Origin of the sequence: Polaribacter sp. (assembly GCF_039939415.1) — a bacterium.
Classification (GTDB): domain Bacteria; phylum Bacteroidota; class Bacteroidia; order Flavobacteriales; family Flavobacteriaceae; genus Polaribacter.
This window is the reverse complement of the sequence record NZ_JBDVJE010000073.1, coordinates 1-18173: the sequence shown is the minus strand read 5'-3', so window position 1 is coordinate 18173 and position 18173 is coordinate 1. Positions and strand designations below refer to the sequence as shown.

Below are 18173 nucleotides of genomic sequence, written 5' to 3'. Positions count from 1 at the left end.
AAAACAGGAAACAGAAAGATAAGTAATTACACTATTTTTCGTGATTCCTGTTTTATCAGCAATTTTTTATTTCTGTTTTTTAACTTTTTTTCTCTTCTTTCCTTTTTTAGCCGTTTTGGTAGTTGTTAATTCATGAAATTTACCTTTTACCATAAAACGATTTTCATCAATTAAAATGAAACCATATTCTTTTGCTTCAGCAGGAATATTAAAAGTGAATTCTAAATTATTTTTATTAGAATTTACAGGAACTTTTATATAAGTAGAAGAATGTTTTCCTTGCTTTACTTTTTTACCATTCTTTTTTATTCTAACCTTGTTTGTAATTTTGATTAGCGCATAACTTTCTATTACTTTCGATTTTCCTTTTTCTAATGCAATAGTTGCTTTATGAGACTTGGCATCAAAAGAATCTGTTATAATAGTTGGTATCGCTGTAATGTTTTCTTTTTCAGAAGCATCTTTGGTATTGGCAATACTCTTATAAGGTAACGAAGCGTTATAATCTTGTAAATATTTTTCTAATTTGTTGGATAATACTTTCGTTATTTTAGGTTCTTTTTTTGCGATATCGTATTTTTCTTCTAAATCATATCGTTTTCCATCCTTATACAAACGATGCAATACATACGTACCATTTGCAAAGTTTTTATACAATTTATAATCTCCAGATCTTATAGCCGATTGGTTTTTAGAATTGTCTCCATAAGGGTAATGCCACCACAAATCTTCTCTTACTTTTCCATCTTTTTTGACTTCATTTTCATGCTGTAACAAAACGTTAGAAATATCTAATCCATCTAAATCAGTGCTATATTTAGCAGGTATTTTACTTTGGGTAAGATTTAAAATTGTTGGATAAAAATCTAACTGATTGATTAAAACATCTTTTGTTTCCTCTTTAGGTATCTTTGGTCCAGAAATAAGCATTGGAACTCTAATACCACCTTCTTCTGTATATTTTTTTCCTTTGTCTAAAGGTGCATTGTCAGACATAATTTCGTCTCTACGTTGTTCAGCACCACCGTTATCAGAAGAAAAAAAGATGTAGGTTGTTTCGTATAATTTTTTACCAGGATTTCTAGGGTCGTCTGTTTTCTTTAGCAAATCTACCACACGTCCTAAACTCCAGTCTAAAGTAGTAACCATCGCTCCAAAATAAGGGTTGTTCTGTCCTTTTGCAGTCATTGGCACATCTTCTTTCGGAAATTCTATGCCTAATTTATCACAATAGTATTGTAATAATTTTTTGTTTTTTGTATGAATTGGGTAATGCACCATCCAATGTGCTAAATACAAAAAGAAAGGTTCGTTTTTACTTTCTTTTATAAATTTTAGGGCGTTTTCAGTCACCTCGTCCTTTGGATATGAAATTCCATTAGGAGATTCTTTGGTAAAAGGAAAGTATTTTTCTTCGCTTAAACGGTACTTATCATTTTTATCATGCGTTGCAAAATAATTTACACGGTTATTAGCACCCTTAGGTCCTTGATGTGCTCCTCTAGATTCGTGTGTGAAATCAAAACCTTGATTGCTAGATTTTTGAATTTCAAGAGCGCCTGCATGCCATTTACCAACATGCCCTGTTCTATACCCGTTCATTTTTAAAGCTTCTGCAATGGTAAAGTTTGCTGGCATTAATCCTTCAGGAAAAAAAGGACTAATAAATTCTGAATTTCTATGAGGTTTCGGAATTCCTCCTCCAGTTACATTTGTAATTCCTGTTTTTGCAGGATGTAAACCGCTTAAAAGTGCACTTCTAGAAGGCGCACATGTAGGTGCTGCAGAATATCCATTAGTAAAATTCATAGCATCTTTTGCTAGTTTTGCAATATTTGGTGTGTCCCAAGCACAGGGTTCGTCTAAATCATTTAATTGTACGTCTTGCCAACCCAAATCATCTGCGTAAAAAATAATTATGTTGGGTTTTATTAAATTATTTTTTTGCTGACTATTTACATAGTTTGAGAAAAAAAACACAAGAAATACTAGGGTGAAGAAAGTTTTGTTATTGTTCATTATAAGTTTTATGTTATTATATTTTATGTAATTTACCTTTTACCATAAATCTATTTTCATCTATTGCAATAAAAATATATTCTTTAGCTTCTTTTGGAATATCGATAGTAAAACTTAATTTATTTTTACTACAAGCAACAGGTACTTTTATGTAAGTTGCAGAATGTTTACTTTGTTTTCTAACCTTACCATTTTTACTTTTCTTGGCTTTGTTAGCAATTTTTATAAGTGCATAACTTTCTATCACTTTAGATTTTCCTTTTTCTAGTTTAATAGAAACCTCACGTGATTTATTATTGAATGAATCTGATAGAATTACAGGAATAGAACCTACATTCTCTAATGCTGTTCCTCTTTTAGGTGTTACAGGACTTTTATAAGGATATTTAGCGTCGTAATCTTTTAGATATTTTTCTAATCTTTTAGATAAATCTTTAACTACTTTAGGGGATGTTGCTGCAATGTCATGCATTTCTTCTAAATCGGCTCTTTTTCCATCTTTATACAATCTATATAGTTCATAATTGCCTTTAATATGGTTTTTATACAACTTATAGTCTCCACTTCTTATAGCAGATTGCATTTGTGTGTCTGAATTATGAGGAAAATGCCACCATAAATCTTCTCTTGGTTTTCCATTATCTTTTTTGACACTATTCTCATTGTTTAACAAAACATTTGAGATATCTAATCCATCAAAATTTGAGCTGTATTTAGCTGGGATCTTACTATTTGTTAAGCTTAATATAGTAGGGAAAAAGTCTAATTGATTGATTAATACATCTTTTGTTTTTCCTTTTGAAATATTTGGACCAGAAATAAGCATTGGCACTCTAATACCTCCTTCTTGAGCATATTTTTTACCTTGATCTAAAGGAAAGTTGTCTGTAACAACATCTCCATTTGCTTTTTCTACACCTCCGTTGTCAGAAGAAAAAAGAATGTATGTAGTTTCGTATAATTTTTTACCAGGATTTCTAGGGTCGTCTGTTTTCTTTAGCAAATCTACCACACGTCCTAAACTCCAGTCTAAGGTAGTTACCATAGAGCCATAAAAAGGGTTTGTTTGTCCGCCAGTTTTAATAGGGATGTTTTTTGTAGGAAAATCGATTCCTAATTTGTCACTATAATATTGTAATAATTCTTTGTTTTTAGTGTGAATTGGTGCATGAACTAACCAATGTGCTAAATATAAAAAGAAAGGTTCGTCTTTACTTTTAGTAATAAATTCAAGTGCTTTTTCTGTAACCATATCTTTAGGATAAGAAATTCCATTTGGAGATTCTTTTGTAAAAGGAGCATATTTTTTATCACTTAATTGATAAGGATCACTTTTTTTATGTGTTGCAAATTCAGTTAAACGAGTTATTTTTCCTTTAGGTCCTTGATGTGCACCTCTAGATTCATAAGCAAAATCAAAACCTTGGTTGGTAGATTTTTGAATATCAAGATGTCCTACATGCCATTTTCCAACATGACCTGTTTTGTAACCATTCATTTTTAAAGCTTCAGCAATAGTAAAATTTTCTGGCATTAAACCTGTAGGAAAAAAAGGAGCCATATAATTTGATCTACCAGCAGGTTTAGGAAGGCTTCCTCCACTTACATGAGTCACTCCTGTTTTAGTTGGGTGCAACCCAGAAAGGGTAGCAGCTCTAGAAGGAGCACAAGTAGGTGCTGGAGAATATGCATTTGTAAAATTTATAGCATCTTCTGCAAGCTTTGTAATGTTGGGAGTTTCCCATGGACTTGGCGCATCTAAATTATTTAATTGGGTGTCTTGCCAACCTAAGTCATCTACATAAAAAATAATAACATTTGGCTTTATTAAATCTTTTTTTTCTTGAGCCTTAATGGTTATAGAAAAAAATAGAAGTATTAAAATGATAGTAGGTTTAGTTAAAATATATTTCATTGTTTTTATTTTATAATGTTAATACTTAGACTTAAAATTTTATTTATAGTTTAATTTTGCTGTTTTGTTTTTTATATCTAGCCAAACATCTAAATGTTCAAATTTTCTAGTATAAATATAGCCTTCACGTTTGGCAAATTCTAAAGGTTTACCTAATGGTTTTTCGTACTGAGGAAATGTTTTTAACCAAACTGCAGATGTATTAATTCCATAACCATCGTGAGGATATACGTAGCTGTATTTTTCTGCACAAACTAGAAAAATGGCTAATAGATAATCTAAGCGTTTTGTAAAATTATTATTTTTATTTAACCTTTTTCTTTTATCATCTATTCCTGTTTTCGTGTTTTTTAAAGCTTTACCTATACCAAGAGACATGGTAATTACGTTGCCTTCTCTTGCCGATTTTTGAACAGCATCAATACCTTTTGCAAGGTAATCTTCATAAGTCATGCCGAAATTTTCATGCTCAAAACCTTCTAAATAAGAACCGTCAAAAAACTTTAGATATGCTCTACCTGCGTCTTTAAATTCTGGACGTACTCGCAGAATGTTTGCAATTAACAAATTATCATTTCCTAAATTTTTATCTAATTCTTCCATCATAGATAAATACCCTGTTTCAATTTCTTTTTGCTTTTCTTTTCCGATGCGACTTTTAAAAAAACTAGGTACTAAAACTTTAATATTTGCATCTAAGAATACACCATCAATTTCAGGATTACTTGTCATTTTTGTAACATGATTTAACCAATAAGAACGAACCTGCTGTTGAGAGATGTCAAAAAAACCATTTTTTTTATTAGACATTAAAGTTTTTTTGCCTTTTGTATCTACTAAAAAAGCTTCTGGATGTTCTTTTAAAAAAACTTCATCCTCTTGGTAACCGCTCCAATTAATAACTACATTTTTATAATATAATATTTTTGCATTCGGATTGATTTTTTTTACTGCTTTTGCTGCTTTAATAGTCCCTTTTTCTGTAGAACCAAAAGTTTTGCTACCAGTAGTTTTTTCAAAAGTAATTAAAGGGTGTTTTGCTATAAATTTAATTTCCTCCTTTGTAAAAGCTGTCGCTTTTCGTAAATGCATATATAGGGGCATTTTATCCCAAGAAAATTCTGGCAATTTGTTATTTACTGCTTTTACTGAAGAAGTATCTATATGTTGTGTTTTACATGAAGTTAAAGAAAGTACTAAAACAACCAATAAAAATTTAAAATACATTTTTAACATAACTTATTCTATAATTATTTTAAAACAAATAGTACTCTGATTAGGCAGCTTTTTAAAATTATTTTTAATAACTAAACCCTCTTTTTGCTGATGCCAGCTAATGTTTTCATTACTTCCTAATAACTGTATTTCCTTTATTTCTCTTTCTAAAATCCCTCCTTTTTTTAGCGTTTTAATTAAAATATCTTTAGTTAAGGGAGCTAAAATAAAAGCATATAAATTTCCGTTTTTTGTTGTAAATCTAATATCCTTTTCTGAGAATTTTTTTAGATTTTCACCAGCTCTTTTAGTAATTATTTTTAAAGGACCTTCTCCGTAAACTGTCCAAGGTCTAGTGTTGTAAATTCCATCTTGATTAGTCTTAACAAATGCTCCAAAGTCTGATAACATTTTTATTTGATTATCAGGAATCGTTCCATCCCCCTTTAAAGCAATATTAATCATAACAACACCATTTTTACTGATTGCGTCAATAGCATTACCTATTAAAACATCTAAAGACATTTTTGTGAATGAATTTTTTCTGTAGAACCAACTTCCAGATAAATCTGTAGCCCAAATCCATGGATGTTTTTGTTGTTCACCAAACATTCCTCTTTCTAAATTGTAGGTAAATGCAGCTTTGTTTTCTTTTGTGTTTTTAAATGATAATACAGTTGTTTGTTTTCCATTATTTTCTTTTAAATCTCTATTTAAATAATCAGAAAATAACTTTACTCCTAATCCTTTTCCTGTTTTTATAGACGGATAAGGAGAATCGTTATTAAACATATCTGGATCGTATTTTTCAATTAAATCCCAAGAACGTTTGTACCAATGTTCGTTCCAGCTAGCTTGACTAGCAAATTCGAAAGTATCATAATCCATATTAAAGAATTCCCATTCTGGAGTTCCTTTTTTTTGAAACTTTCTGGCGGTTCTAAAAAAACGAGGAGACCAATATAAATGCGTTGAGACTCCAAATTTTAAACCATACTTTGTGGCTGCATTTTTCCATTCTCTAAGAATGTCTTTTTTAGGACCCATTTTAACCGAGTTCCAAGGAAAGAATGAATCATACATATCAAAATTATCATGATGAGTTGCTACTGGTATAATAAAACGAGCGCCACATTCTTTTACGAATTTTACAATTTCATTAGCATTAAATTTTTCAGCCTTAAAATTTGGTATAAATTTTTCATAACCGAATTCAGACGGATTTCCATATCTTTCCGTATGCCATTTTGTTAATCTTACTGTTCTCAATCTGTCTGGTTCATTTCGTGAATCGTAATCTTTATCACCATACATTCTTCTTCCGTAATGCGATCCATCTTCTATTCTGTTTTCATCAATAGAAGATGGAATTCCCCAATGCATCCAAACACCAATTTTACCATTTTGAAACCATTCTGGAACCTGATAGTTTTCTGCCATAGAATTCCAATTAGGAGCAATTGTTTTTTGAAGTTGTTTATTCTGACCGAAAACAAAACTAGTGCTCACTATTAAAAAAAGGATTATATAGAACTTCTTTGATTTCATATTCGTTCTTTTCTGGTATACAAAGTAACTATTTACTATTTAAGAAATGATTCTCTATTCTGTCATTTTTTTGCTGTAAAAATTTAATATCATTAATAATAAAGAGAGAAATGTTTTTTAGTGAATAAAAAAGGATGTACAATTTATGTGACTGTTTTCCTTATAAATCTATATGAATACGGATAAAATTTAGGTAAACCACTATCAGTTTTTCTAAAATGAGCAAGGAAATGATTGAAATAAGAATACTATTTGTTTAAATAAGTTAGAACTTAGCATCACTAAATTAAACCAAATACACATGAAAAAGGTCTTAACTATTATTATCGTTGTTTTGATGTCATCATTTACTTTTTCTCAAGAAAAAATAATTAAAGGTAAAGTTACAGATGAAAACAATACTCCTTTACCAGGGGTGAGTATTTTTGTTAAAGGAACTACAGATGGTGCAGTATCTGATATGGATGGAGAGTATCGAATAGAAGTAAAAAAGGATAATGCAGTAATTGTATTTTCTTATCTAGGTTATAAAACAATAGAACATACTGTTGGTGATAAAAGCATAGTTAATATTAAAATGGAGGTTGATGCACAGTCTTTAACTGAAATTGTAATTACTACAGGTATTAGAAGTTCGCAAGCAGCAGCTATAGAGGCAAAAAGAGATGCAGCTGTGGTTATAGAAGCAATTACTCCTGAGGATATTGGTAATTTTTCTGATAATAATGTTGCAGATGCTTTGCAAAGAATTGCAGGGGTGCAAATAGAAAGAGATGTAGATGATGTTTCTGGAGATAGAGTTTCTATTAGAGGTATTGGTCCACAGTTTGTGCAAGTTACAATGAATGGTCGTTCGCCTATATCTGCGGGTAACGAAGGAAAATCTGATTTTAGAAAGTTTAATTTAAATGTAATTCCTTCTGAAATTATTTCTGGAGCAAGAATTCATAAAACAACGCAAGCAAAGGAGGTAGCAACTGCTATTGGTGGTACGGTAGATTTTTTAACCATAAAACCCTTAGAAATGAGGTATAAGCGTGGTAAAAATTATGTTGCTAGTGCACAAGTAAGAACGCAACAAAATTCTGAATTGAATGAACTTGACCCAGCTAAGTTTACTGGTAGAGCCTCAGGTGTTTATGTGACAAAAATAAGTGAAAAATTAGGATTTGCTATTTCAGCTATTTACGCAAATGAAGATAAACAAAAAGATGAAACTTCATTTAGAACTTTTGATTTTGTAAATTTTAAAGAAGATACTAATGGTAATGGTGCGTTTGATGAAGGTGTAGATAAAACGTATGACAATCTTTTAATTGCAAAAACGATTAACAATACCTTAATAAGATCTAATGAAGAGCGATTAGCAGGATCTGTTGCTATTCAGTTTCAACCAACTGAAGAACTAGATTTTGTTTTCGATTATACACGTACAAATGTAGAAAGTAATTCTTCAAGACAAGCTTTTCAACTTAGTTTGGGAGCCGGAGGAGCTAAAGGTTTATTTGGTGGTGATCACCTTTTTGATGTAGGAGACATTCTATTAGATGATAGAGATAACTTACTTTATATTTCTCCATCTAATAATGTAGATACCAGAACAACAATTAGCAATAAGGCGCAATTTTTCGACAATTATACTACTAATAATATTTTAGGTTTACGAACAAAATATACTCCTTCAGAAAAATTTAACATTCTTTTTGATGTGTCTTATTCTGATTTAGACTTTTTTCAAAACTTAACCCAAGTAACAGGGCAATTTCAGGGTAAAAGAGGTGAGACTGCAGATGGATATGATCAAACAGAATTAAGTATTGATATAAGTGGTGAAACACCTAATTATACATTACCGGCAGACGTTTTTAATCCTAGAAACATAAATTTAAATGCTGTTTCACGTAGATTGATTAATACGAAAGGATATAATTATGCTTCTAAAATAGATGTAGAATATTATTTAAGCAAAGCTGCTAAAATAACTTCTGGTGCTAGATATTCAATAACTGATTTTGAAGCAAGAGAAACATTATCTTCAAAGACTACCGCTTTTGATGCATATGGTGCTACTCTTACAGATGATCAAAAAACTGGATTTCAAAATCTTTTAACGCATACAGCTGGAGCTGGTTTTAATGGAGGAACTGTTGCTGGTTTAGATAATGGATGGATATACGTACCAGGGTATGAAGCTTTAGATATGTTTCCAGGCTTTGCAAATTTAGATGGCGGAAGTGTTTTTGATTTTAATGTAGCTTTAGAAGATGTTGTATCAGAAGATGGTAATTTAATTTTTAATCCAGCGAAATCTTATGGAGCTGAAGAAACAAGTTCTGATTTCTATACGCAATTAGATTGGAAAACAGCACTATTTCAAATCCCTGTAGCTTTAAATTTTGGGGTTAGAGCTATTAGAACCGGAAACACATCAGAAGGATTTAGTTCAGTGCAATTTAAAGATTTTCAAGATGAGGATGAAGCACTTGTCAAAACTCTAACAATCCCAGATATTTATCATGAAGTGAGCACTTCAAGATGGGATGTGTTGCCAAGTTTTAATTCTAATTTTACATTAAAAGAAAACCTTAGATTAAGATTAAACGTTTCTAAAGGAGTTTCTAGACCAAAGTTTAAAGATTTAATTCCAAACAATACAATTACGTTTGTAACTAATGTTCCTGCTGGTACAGATTTAAGTGGCCAAACGCTAGTAAGAGGAGAAGTTAAATCTGGAAACCCAGATTTAAAGCCATACACTGCATGGATGTATGATCTTACTTTAGAGGGATACACTAAAAGTAGAGGTGCTTTTATCTTTAGTGCTTTTTTTAAGGATATAAAAGATTATATCGCTAGAGGAGTTGTAGAAGATGCAGCATATCCAGGAGAAGAAATATTAGGTTTTGAATTACCAACTAATCAAGAAGGTTTGTTGTTTGACATTTCTAAACCTATAAATATTACAGATGGACAAATTTATGGTTTTGAAGCAGGAGTAACACAACCCTTTACATTTTTACCAGGTTTTGCTAAAGGATTTGGAATAAAAGCTAATTATTCCTACGTAGAGAGTAGTTTTGATGGTGCTGTTGGAGATGCAGCAAATGGTTTTCCAGGTACCTCAAAACATAGTGCTAACGGTACGTTCTATTATGAGCAAAAGGCTTTTTCTTTGAGATTTACGGCAGCCTATAGAGGAGATTATTTAAGTAATTTAGGAGGTGTTGGAAGTACACGTGCAGATGAATCGCATTATACAGAAGGTACAACTATTTTAGGTTTTACAGCTAGAGTTAACATGTTAAAGAGAAAATTACAATTAACTACAGGTGTATCTAATATGACAGGAGAAGATATCCGTAGATATCAAGGAGATGATAAGACTAGTTTTTCAGCTTATTATGATAGAGACCCTATTTGGAAGTTTGGTTTAAGATATAAATTCTAATCTAAATTATAATGGATGAAGAAGGAGGTGTTTTTATCCAGTTTTAAAATAAATAAATTTTATAATAGTTCGCATATGTTTAATAAAAGACGTTTTATATTTTCCTTTATAGTAATACTTATTAGTGTTTTGAATATCTATTCTCAAGACCCAAAAGATAAAGGAATGGAAGAAATGTGGGGAGAAACTAAAGTTTCTGGAGATGCCTTAACAAGTGGAAAAGCTAAATTGTTTGATGAAGGTAATTACGGAATGTTTATTCACTGGGGTTTATTCTCAAACCTAGGTGGAGTTTGGAAAGATAAAACCTATTACGGTATTGGAGAATGGTTAATGAGTAAACGTGTTGCAAATATTGCTCCGAAGGACTATATGAAAACTGCAGAAACGTTTAATCCTGTTAAGTTTGATGCAAAGAAAATTGCACAATTGGCAAAAGATGCTGGAATGAAATATATTATTATTACTAGTAAGCACCATGAAGGTTTTGCTATGTTTGACTCTAAAGTAAGTGATTTTAATATTGTAAAGGCAACACCATTTGGTAGAGATCCAATGCACGAATTATCTGCTGCATGTAAAGAATTAGGACTTGGTTTTGGTTTCTATTATTCTCATAATCAAGATTGGACAGCTCCTGGAGGAACCAGAGGGCCAGTAGTAGATGATAAAGGGAATAAAGTAGATTTTAAAGATTATTTCTATAATAAATGCAAGCCACAAGTTAAGGAAATTTGTACCAATTATGGTCAAATAGATTTTGTTTGGTTTGATACTCCTGGAGACATGCCAAAAGAATATGTGGTAGAATTAGCAAATATGGTTAGAGAATTACAACCAAATGCTATGATGTGTAGTAGAGTTGGGTATGGTATGGGAGATTATGCTAGTATTGGAGATATGGAAGTACCAACAAGAAATGTAGAAGGATTGTGGGAAACTTGTGATACAAACAATGATTCTTGGTCATATGCTTGGTATGATAATAACTTTAAAAGCCCTAAAAAAATTCTTGGAAGAGTAATTGAAACGGTAGCAAGAGGAGGTACTTATTTATTTAATATTGGTCCAGATAGTACTGGAGCTGTTCCAAATATTGGAATAGAATTTTTAGAAGAATCAGGAAGTTGGATTAAAAAATATCCACAAGTAGTATATGCCGCAGGAAGTTCACCTTGGGGGTATGCATTGCCTTGGGGAGATGTAACAACAAAAGACAAATCACTTTTTTTATCGGTAGGAAAATGGCCAACAGATGGTAAATTATATCTACCAGGTTTAAAATCTAAAGTTAAAAAAGTGTCACTTTTAAAAGGAAAAAAAAGAAGCAAGTTAAAATTTAGTATAGAAAACGATTGGTTAGTTATTTGTACATCATACAATGCTCCCGAAGAATTAATTTCTGTAATTGAGGTAGAACTACAAGACGCAAAACCAATTGTAGAAACCCATTTAGGAATCTATCCTAATGTTGCCACTAGATTATTAACAGAATTTGGAACAGCAAAAGGAGCAGAGCAAAAGAATGTTCGTTGGATGGAAAAATTTGGGGAATGGAAACATGCAAACCAAGTGAGTGATTGGCAAGAAAATGGAGCGGTTAGTTGGAAAGTAAATGTTCAAAAACCTGGGTATTATTATTTAGATTTAGAATACAAAGGAGATGGAAGATTGGTATGGAAAACAACAACAGACGAAGGTGTGAAAGTTCAAAATCAGCAAGCAGCAACTAATAAGTATGCATTTCGTAGAATGGGTATTTTAGAATTTAAAACAGCAGGAAATCATGTAATAAAAACAGCTTTGGTTGAAGGTGATACAAAAACATCAAGTTTAAAATCTATTAAGATTTTACCAATAAAATAATTGTAAGAATTATGAAGTCCCCTTTTTTACATACATCTTTTTTTCTAATCAGTTTGTTTTTAATGCAAGCTGCCTTTTCACAAAAAGATAATCATTATCCAAAATTTAGTTGGGATAAAGTTCCCGTGGCCTTTCATTTCGGAAAAAAAGGAGATTTATTAACCAAAAAGGAAGCCAAATTTATAGCTTCTCATTCCAATTTTGTTGTATTAGAGAAGGCTCATGGTTTTCCTAAATATAGATATTCTGAAGAATCAATAGCTGCTGACGCAAAAGTGTTAAAGTCTTTAAATAAAGAGATAAAAGTAGTGTTCTATTGGAATGCATTTTTAGATTACTCTATGTATAAAGCACATAAGGAATATCAAAAAAAGACAGATTGGTGGTTAAAGACACAAAAAGGTGAGTTAGATTTAAAGAGCAATAGAATTAAACGCTATGATTTATCTAATCCTGAGTTTAGAAATTGGTGGTCAAATGTTGCAAAAGAAAATTTAGATAATAAAAATATAGATGGTGTTTTCTTTGATGCTTTAAACCAAGTAACCAACCCAGGAAATAAAAGATTATGGGGCATTGAAAAATACAATGCAATTCAAAAAGGATTAAAAGATTTAATTAAAGAAACCAGAACTAAAATAGGTGACGGTAAAATAATTGTATACAACGGAATCCGTTCAACTCCAGTTCGAAACGCAGGAAATGATTTTCCAGACAATACAGATGCGGTAATGATTGAGCATTTTGGATTTTTCAATAGCAAAACAAAAGAAAGTATGCTAAAGGATATTCAAGAAATGGAAAAAGCAGGAAAAAGCGGGAAAATTGTAGTTTTTAAAACTTGGCCAGAAAATGCTTGGCTAAACAAACGTTTTATGGCTAAATCAGAAAAAGAAAAAGAAAAAATTTCTAAACAGCGTATAAATTTTGCTTTAGCATCTTTTTTAGCTGGTGCACAAAAGCATTCTTACTTTATTTATAATTGGGGTTATCGATTAAGTATGGGGTCACTTTTATGGTATCCAGAATTAGATAAACCTTTAGGGAAACCTTTAAATGAAATGCAAGTAAATGATTGGATTTTAACAAGAAAATATAAATATGCAGATGTTTGGGTAGATTTAGAAAATAGAAAAGCAAAAATCAACTGGAAAAAATAGAGGTGAAAATGAAAATAAGTGTCGGTTTATACTTTTTTATGCTCATGAGTTTAGCGTCTTGTCAACATCAAAAAAAGACATCAAATAAGGAAGGAAAGCCAAATATTATCATTTTTTACGCTGATGATATGGGATATGGAGATTTAGCGATCCAAAACTCACAATCTAAAATTCCTACACCAAATTTAGATCAATTAGCCAAAGAAGGTATGCTCATGACAGATGCCCACAGTTCTTCTGGTATTTGTACACCAAGTAGATATGCACTTTTAACAGGAAGATATCATTGGAGAGATTTTAATGATATTGTGCATTCTATGGGCGAATCTGTTTTTAAAGAAAATCAAGTTACTTTACCTAGAATTCTTCAAGAAAATGGATACAACACAGCTGCAATTGGCAAATGGCATTTAGGTTGGGATTGGGAAGCTATCAGAAAAAAAGATTCTTTAAAGAAAGATAAAGTATTATTTAGAAAAAAAGAAATTGAAGTATGGTCATCTCAAGCTTATGATTGGAGCAAAAAAATCCCTAATGGTCCTTTATCTATAGGGTTTGATTATTACTTTGGTGATGGTACTATTAATTTTCCTCCATATACTTGGATTGAAAATGATAAGGTGAGAGAGGCTCCTACAATGACATTACAACATCCAAAAGAAGATTTTGCGCTAGAAGGAAATTGGGAATTAAGACCAGGACCTGCCGTTAAAGATTGGGATTTCTATAAGGTTTTACCTACCGTTACAAGTTCTGCAGTAACATTTATCAAAGATCAAGAAAAAGCAGAAAAACCTTTCTTCTTATATATGGCTTTTCCTTCTCCTCATGCACCAATAATTCCAAATAAAGAATTTAGAGGAAAAAGTAAAGCAGGACCTTATGGTGATTTTATGTATCAAACAGATGATGCTGTTGGACAAATTTTAGCAGCATTAAAATCAATAAAAGCAGATGAAAATACGATTGTTATTTTTACTTCAGATAATGGGTCTGAAAAATATGCGTATGATCGAGTTAAAAATTTTAATCACGATAGTTCAAAACCATTTAAAGGGGTAAAAAGAGATATTTATGAAGGAGGTCATCATATACCATTTATTGTAAAATGGCCAAGTAAAATTAAATCAGGCACTATAAATCATCAGCTTTTTAGTCAAGTAGATCTTTTAAAGACATTAACTACTATTACAAAAAGCACATTGCCAAATAACTTTAACTATGATAGTTATAATTTTTCTAATGTTTGGTTAACTAATACAGAAAAACCTGTTAGAGAAACAATCATTCATAATACTTGGGAGTCTAAATTTGCAGTTAGAAAAGGAGACTGGTTGTACATCAATAATAAAGACGGATATCATACCAGAATTCCAAAATGGCTTTCAAAAAATCAGCATTTTGAGAATACAAATGATACAGTACAACTTTTTAATCTTAAAAAAGATATTGGACAAACTATAAATCTAGCAAGTAAATATCCAAATAAGGTTAAAGAATTAGCACTGGAATTAAGTATTCAACAAAAAACAGAAACTTTTAAAAATTAAAACGAATATGAAAATACCCCCATTAAAAATTATTGCATTGTTATTCGTTTTAATTTCAATAGTTTCTTGTAATAACTCTAAAAAAAATACTGAAATAACAAATGAAAGCGTAAGGCCTAACATTATTTTTATTTTTGGTGATGACTGGGGGTTTGGAGATTTAGGAACTTATGGCAACAAAGAAGTAGTTACTCCAAATTTAGATAAAATGGCTGCTGAAGGTACAAGGTATACTCAATTTCATGTTACAAGTGGTGTTTGTTCTCCAAGTAGAGCCTCTGTTTTAACGGGGCATTTTCCTGCAAGACATCGTGTTCATGGTCATTTTGCACCTCATGCCTTTAATGTAAAAAGAAATATGCCAGATTATTTAGATGACTCTTTACCTGTATATTTACCAAGAACTATGCAAAAAGCGGGTTATAAAACGGCTCATTTTGGTAAATGGCATTTAGGAGGTGGAGGTTTGCCAAATGGAGACCCAAATGCACCTGAACCAAAAGCATATGGGTATGATGAAACTAGAGTTTGGAATGGAAATGGACCTACCTGGAAAGGTGATAAAAAATGGCCAACAACCAGATATATGGATAGTGATACACTTTGGGTACAAAGTTCTAGTAGAATTGTTGTTGATGAAACCATCGATTTTATAAAAAGAAACAAAGGAAAACAACCAATGTTTATAAACCTTTGGCTTAAAGACCCTCATACACCTTTGTGGCCATCAGAAGCACAACGTAAACCTTTTAAAGATTTATCACGCAGTAAAGAAACGTATTATGCAGTTTTAAAAGATGCAGATTTTCATGTGGGTAGATTGTTAAAGTCTTTATCAGAAATGGGATTAGATGAAAATACTTTAGTTATTTTTTCTAGTGATAATGGTCCTGCAGGATATGGTCCGTCACTAAAAGCAGGCTCTACAGCAGGGTTAAAAGGAAGAAAAGTAGATATTTATGATGGAGGAGTAGTTGTACCTTTCATTGTTAAATGGAAAAACCATGTAAAAGCAAATAAAGTAGATTCTACAAGTGTACTTTCTACTGTAGATTTGTTACCAACATTTGCCCATTTAGCAGAAATAGAATTACCAAAAAACTATAATATAGATGGAGAAAATATTGCATCAATCTTAGAAAATAAAAATTTTAAACGAACAAAACCTTTGTTTTGGGAATGGCGTTTTCCAAAAATAGGAACAAACCATTGGGCAGAAGGAGCCGTAAGAAAAGGGGATTGGAAAATGTTATTTAATGATAAAATTAATAAAATAGAATTATATAATATCACTAAAGATCCGTTTGAAAATAATAATTTAATAGAAAATAATAATCAGATTGTAAGTGAACTTAAAAGTTTGTGGAACAATTGGAAAAAAGATTTACCTAAATAGGTCTAACAGAATTTACAAAAGATAATAAAATGAATAAAAGGTTAGTAATATTATTTACGCTTGCAGTAATTACAATTTCATGTACTTCTAAATCTCAAAAAACAATAACTTCTCAAGAGAAGAAAAAGCCCAATGTAATTATTGTAATTACAGATGATCAAGGTTATGGAGATATTGCTGCTCATGGTAATAAGTTGGTTCAAACACCTACTTTAGATAAATTTCATGGAGAATCAGTTAGATTAACAGATTTTCATGTGGGACCTACTTGTGCACCATCAAGATCTGGTTTAATGACTGGTAGATATGCTAATAGAGTTGGTGTTTGGCATACTATAGGAGGAGTTTCTATTTTAAGAAAAGAAGAAGTTACTATGGCAGATGTTTTTAATGAAAACGGTTATGAGACTGCAATGTTTGGGAAATGGCATTTAGGAGACACTTACCCATCTAGACCTCAAGACAAAGGCTTTAAACAAACTCTTGTTCATGGAGGTGGTGGTGTTGGACAAACTCCAGATTATTGGAATAATGATTATTTTGATGACACGTATTTAAAAAATGGAGTTCCAACAAAGTATAAAGGATATTGTACAGATGTTTGGTTTGACGAGGCTATAAAATATATTGAAGAGAAAAAAGACGAACCATTTTTCGCTTACATTTCTACAAATGCACCACATTTACCTTATAATGTGCCAGAAGAATATTATAATAAATATAAAGATTTAGACATTCCGGAATTTCAAAAAATATTTTATGGAATGATTACAAATGTTGATGATAATTTTGCCAAACTTCAAAAAAAGTTAAAAGAATTAAAAATTGCAGACAATACTATTGTAATTTTTATGACTGATAATGGTACTGCTTCTGGGTATAAAAAGATAGGAGGTAAATTGTACGGTTTTAATGGTGGAATGAAAGGAACAAAAAATAGCGAATATGAAGGAGGACATAGAGTTCCATTCTTTATCTCTTATCCAGAAAAAAACATTAGAGGTGGTAAAGATATTAATGAGTTAACTGCTCATTTAGATATTTTACCAACATTAGCTACTTTATGTAATTTAGAATTACCTGAGAAAAGAAATGAAATTGATGGTTCAGATATATCTTCACTTCTTTTAGGAACTGCAAAAACTATTGGAAGAGAATATTTAATTACAGATTCTCAGCGAGTTCAAAGTCCTATAAAATGGAGAAAAAGTACTGTAATGTCTGATAAAATGAGATTAGTTAATGGTACAGAGTTGTATGATATTGCTAAAGATCCAGGTCAAGAAAATGATATTGCAAGTCAGTTTCCAGAAAAAGTAGCAAAAATGCGAGGTCATTATAATGAATGGTGGAGTTCTGTTTCTTCAAAATTTAATCAATTTCCAGTTATTGTTTTAGGTTCAGATAAACAAAATCCTATAGAATTAACTTGTCATGATACACATGTTCATGATTCAAAAATCCCTTGGAATCAAGATTACATTAGAGAAGCTAAGAAAAACCCTATTGGAGGAAACTTTACAGTAGAATTTGAAAAATCTGGAAAATATAAAATAGAAATTAGCAGGTGGCCTTTTGAATCTGGATTAGCTATAAATGAATCTATAAAAGGTAGAGCAAAAACAATTTCTACAGAAGCAATAAGTGAAGGTAAAAGTATGAACTTTACAAAAGGAGGAATTCAAATTGGTGCTTGGAGACAAGAAAAACAAATTGATAAAAAAGCAAAGTCAATTGTTTTTGAAGGTAATTTTTCAAAAGGGAAAACAGATATGAGTGCTTGGTTTACAACAAACAAAAATGTAGACTGGGGTGTTTTTTATATAAAAGTAACAAGACTATAGTTGTTTGAAACTTTAATACATTACATTATTAATATTTATTATAAGTAAGAATGTAAAACAAACATTTACAACACCCTTATTAAATAATATGAACTTGTAATCTATATTTATACTACTATTTTATATCATTTTTAAACATGTTAATTAATATGCACAAGACTTAATATTTAGTGCCGCAATGTGTGTGAGTTCGAGTCTCTCCGCCTGTACAA

General features: G+C 31.1%; 10 protein-coding genes. 6 read left to right on the top strand and 4 right to left on the bottom strand.

The window, feature by feature from the left end:
- Positions 1–66: 66 nt before the first annotated feature.
- From ABJG40_RS12275 to ABJG40_RS12260, 4 genes are read right to left on the bottom strand one after another with little or no spacing between them, the layout of a single operon-like run.
- Entirely contained in the window at positions 67–2019 is a 1953-nt protein-coding gene (locus ABJG40_RS12275; RefSeq protein ID WP_348024879.1) for a sulfatase, read from the bottom strand.
- 16 nt (positions 2020–2035) lie between these two features.
- Positions 2036–3934 carry a sulfatase gene (locus ABJG40_RS12270; RefSeq protein WP_348024878.1) on the bottom strand — a complete coding sequence of 633 codons (1899 nt, stop codon included), beginning with the start codon at positions 3932–3934 and terminating at the stop codon, positions 2036–2038.
- Between the two features lie 39 nt (positions 3935–3973).
- Positions 3974–5161, bottom strand: a complete 1188-nt coding sequence (locus tag ABJG40_RS12265; protein ID WP_348024877.1) for a putative glycoside hydrolase — start codon at positions 5159–5161, stop codon at positions 3974–3976.
- A gap of 12 nt (positions 5162–5173) precedes the next feature.
- Positions 5174–6658 (bottom strand): alpha-L-fucosidase, encoded by a 1485-nt coding sequence (locus ABJG40_RS12260; protein ID WP_348024876.1) that lies wholly within the window; start codon positions 6656–6658, stop codon positions 5174–5176.
- Positions 6659–6998: 340 nt separating this feature from the next.
- Here ABJG40_RS12260 and ABJG40_RS12255 point away from each other — a divergent pair, with 340 nt between their 5' ends.
- The 6 genes from ABJG40_RS12255 (at position 6999) to ABJG40_RS12230 (ending at position 17961) form a co-directional block, all read left to right on the top strand.
- Entirely contained in the window at positions 6999–10145 is a 3147-nt protein-coding gene (locus tag ABJG40_RS12255) for a TonB-dependent receptor (RefSeq protein WP_348024875.1), read from the top strand.
- A 129-nt stretch (positions 10146–10274) separates the two neighbouring features.
- Positions 10275–12011, top strand: coding sequence for an alpha-L-fucosidase (locus tag ABJG40_RS12250; protein WP_348024874.1), 1737 nt, complete (start codon positions 10275–10277; stop codon positions 12009–12011).
- A gap of 11 nt (positions 12012–12022) precedes the next feature.
- Positions 12023–13171: a putative glycoside hydrolase gene (locus tag ABJG40_RS12245; protein WP_348024873.1), complete on the top strand. Its 1149-nt coding sequence runs from the start codon at positions 12023–12025 to the stop codon at positions 13169–13171.
- An 8-nt stretch (positions 13172–13179) separates the two neighbouring features.
- The gene (locus ABJG40_RS12240; protein ID WP_348024872.1) at positions 13180–14721 is read left to right on the top strand and encodes an arylsulfatase; all 1542 of its coding nucleotides are present in this window, start codon (positions 13180–13182) and stop codon (positions 14719–14721) included.
- A 7-nt stretch (positions 14722–14728) separates the two neighbouring features.
- Entirely contained in the window at positions 14729–16117 is a 1389-nt protein-coding gene (locus tag ABJG40_RS12235; protein ID WP_348024871.1) for a sulfatase-like hydrolase/transferase, read from the top strand.
- Positions 16118–16146: 29 nt separating this feature from the next.
- A complete protein-coding gene (locus ABJG40_RS12230; RefSeq protein ID WP_348024870.1) occupies positions 16147–17961 on the top strand; it encodes an arylsulfatase in 1815 nt (604 codons plus the stop codon).
- Positions 17962–18173: the final 212 nt, after the last annotated feature.

Excerpts from the sequence above, each read along its gene's own strand:
- ABJG40_RS12275 (WP_348024879.1), bottom strand. The coding sequence starts at position 2,019 with ATGAACAATAACAAAACTTTCTTCACCCTAGTATTTCTTGTGTTTTTT.
- ABJG40_RS12270 (WP_348024878.1), bottom strand. The coding sequence starts at position 3,934 with ATGAAATATATTTTAACTAAACCTACTATCATTTTAATACTTCTATTT.
- ABJG40_RS12265 (WP_348024877.1), bottom strand. The coding sequence starts at position 5,161 with ATGTATTTTAAATTTTTATTGGTTGTTTTAGTACTTTCTTTAACTTCA.
- ABJG40_RS12255 (WP_348024875.1), top strand. The coding sequence starts at position 6,999 with ATGAAAAAGGTCTTAACTATTATTATCGTTGTTTTGATGTCATCATTT.
- ABJG40_RS12245 (WP_348024873.1), top strand. The coding sequence starts at position 12,023 with ATGAAGTCCCCTTTTTTACATACATCTTTTTTTCTAATCAGTTTGTTT.
- ABJG40_RS12240 (WP_348024872.1), top strand. The coding sequence starts at position 13,180 with ATGAAAATAAGTGTCGGTTTATACTTTTTTATGCTCATGAGTTTAGCG.
- ABJG40_RS12235 (WP_348024871.1), top strand. The coding sequence starts at position 14,729 with ATGAAAATACCCCCATTAAAAATTATTGCATTGTTATTCGTTTTAATT.
- ABJG40_RS12230 (WP_348024870.1), top strand. The coding sequence starts at position 16,147 with ATGAATAAAAGGTTAGTAATATTATTTACGCTTGCAGTAATTACAATT.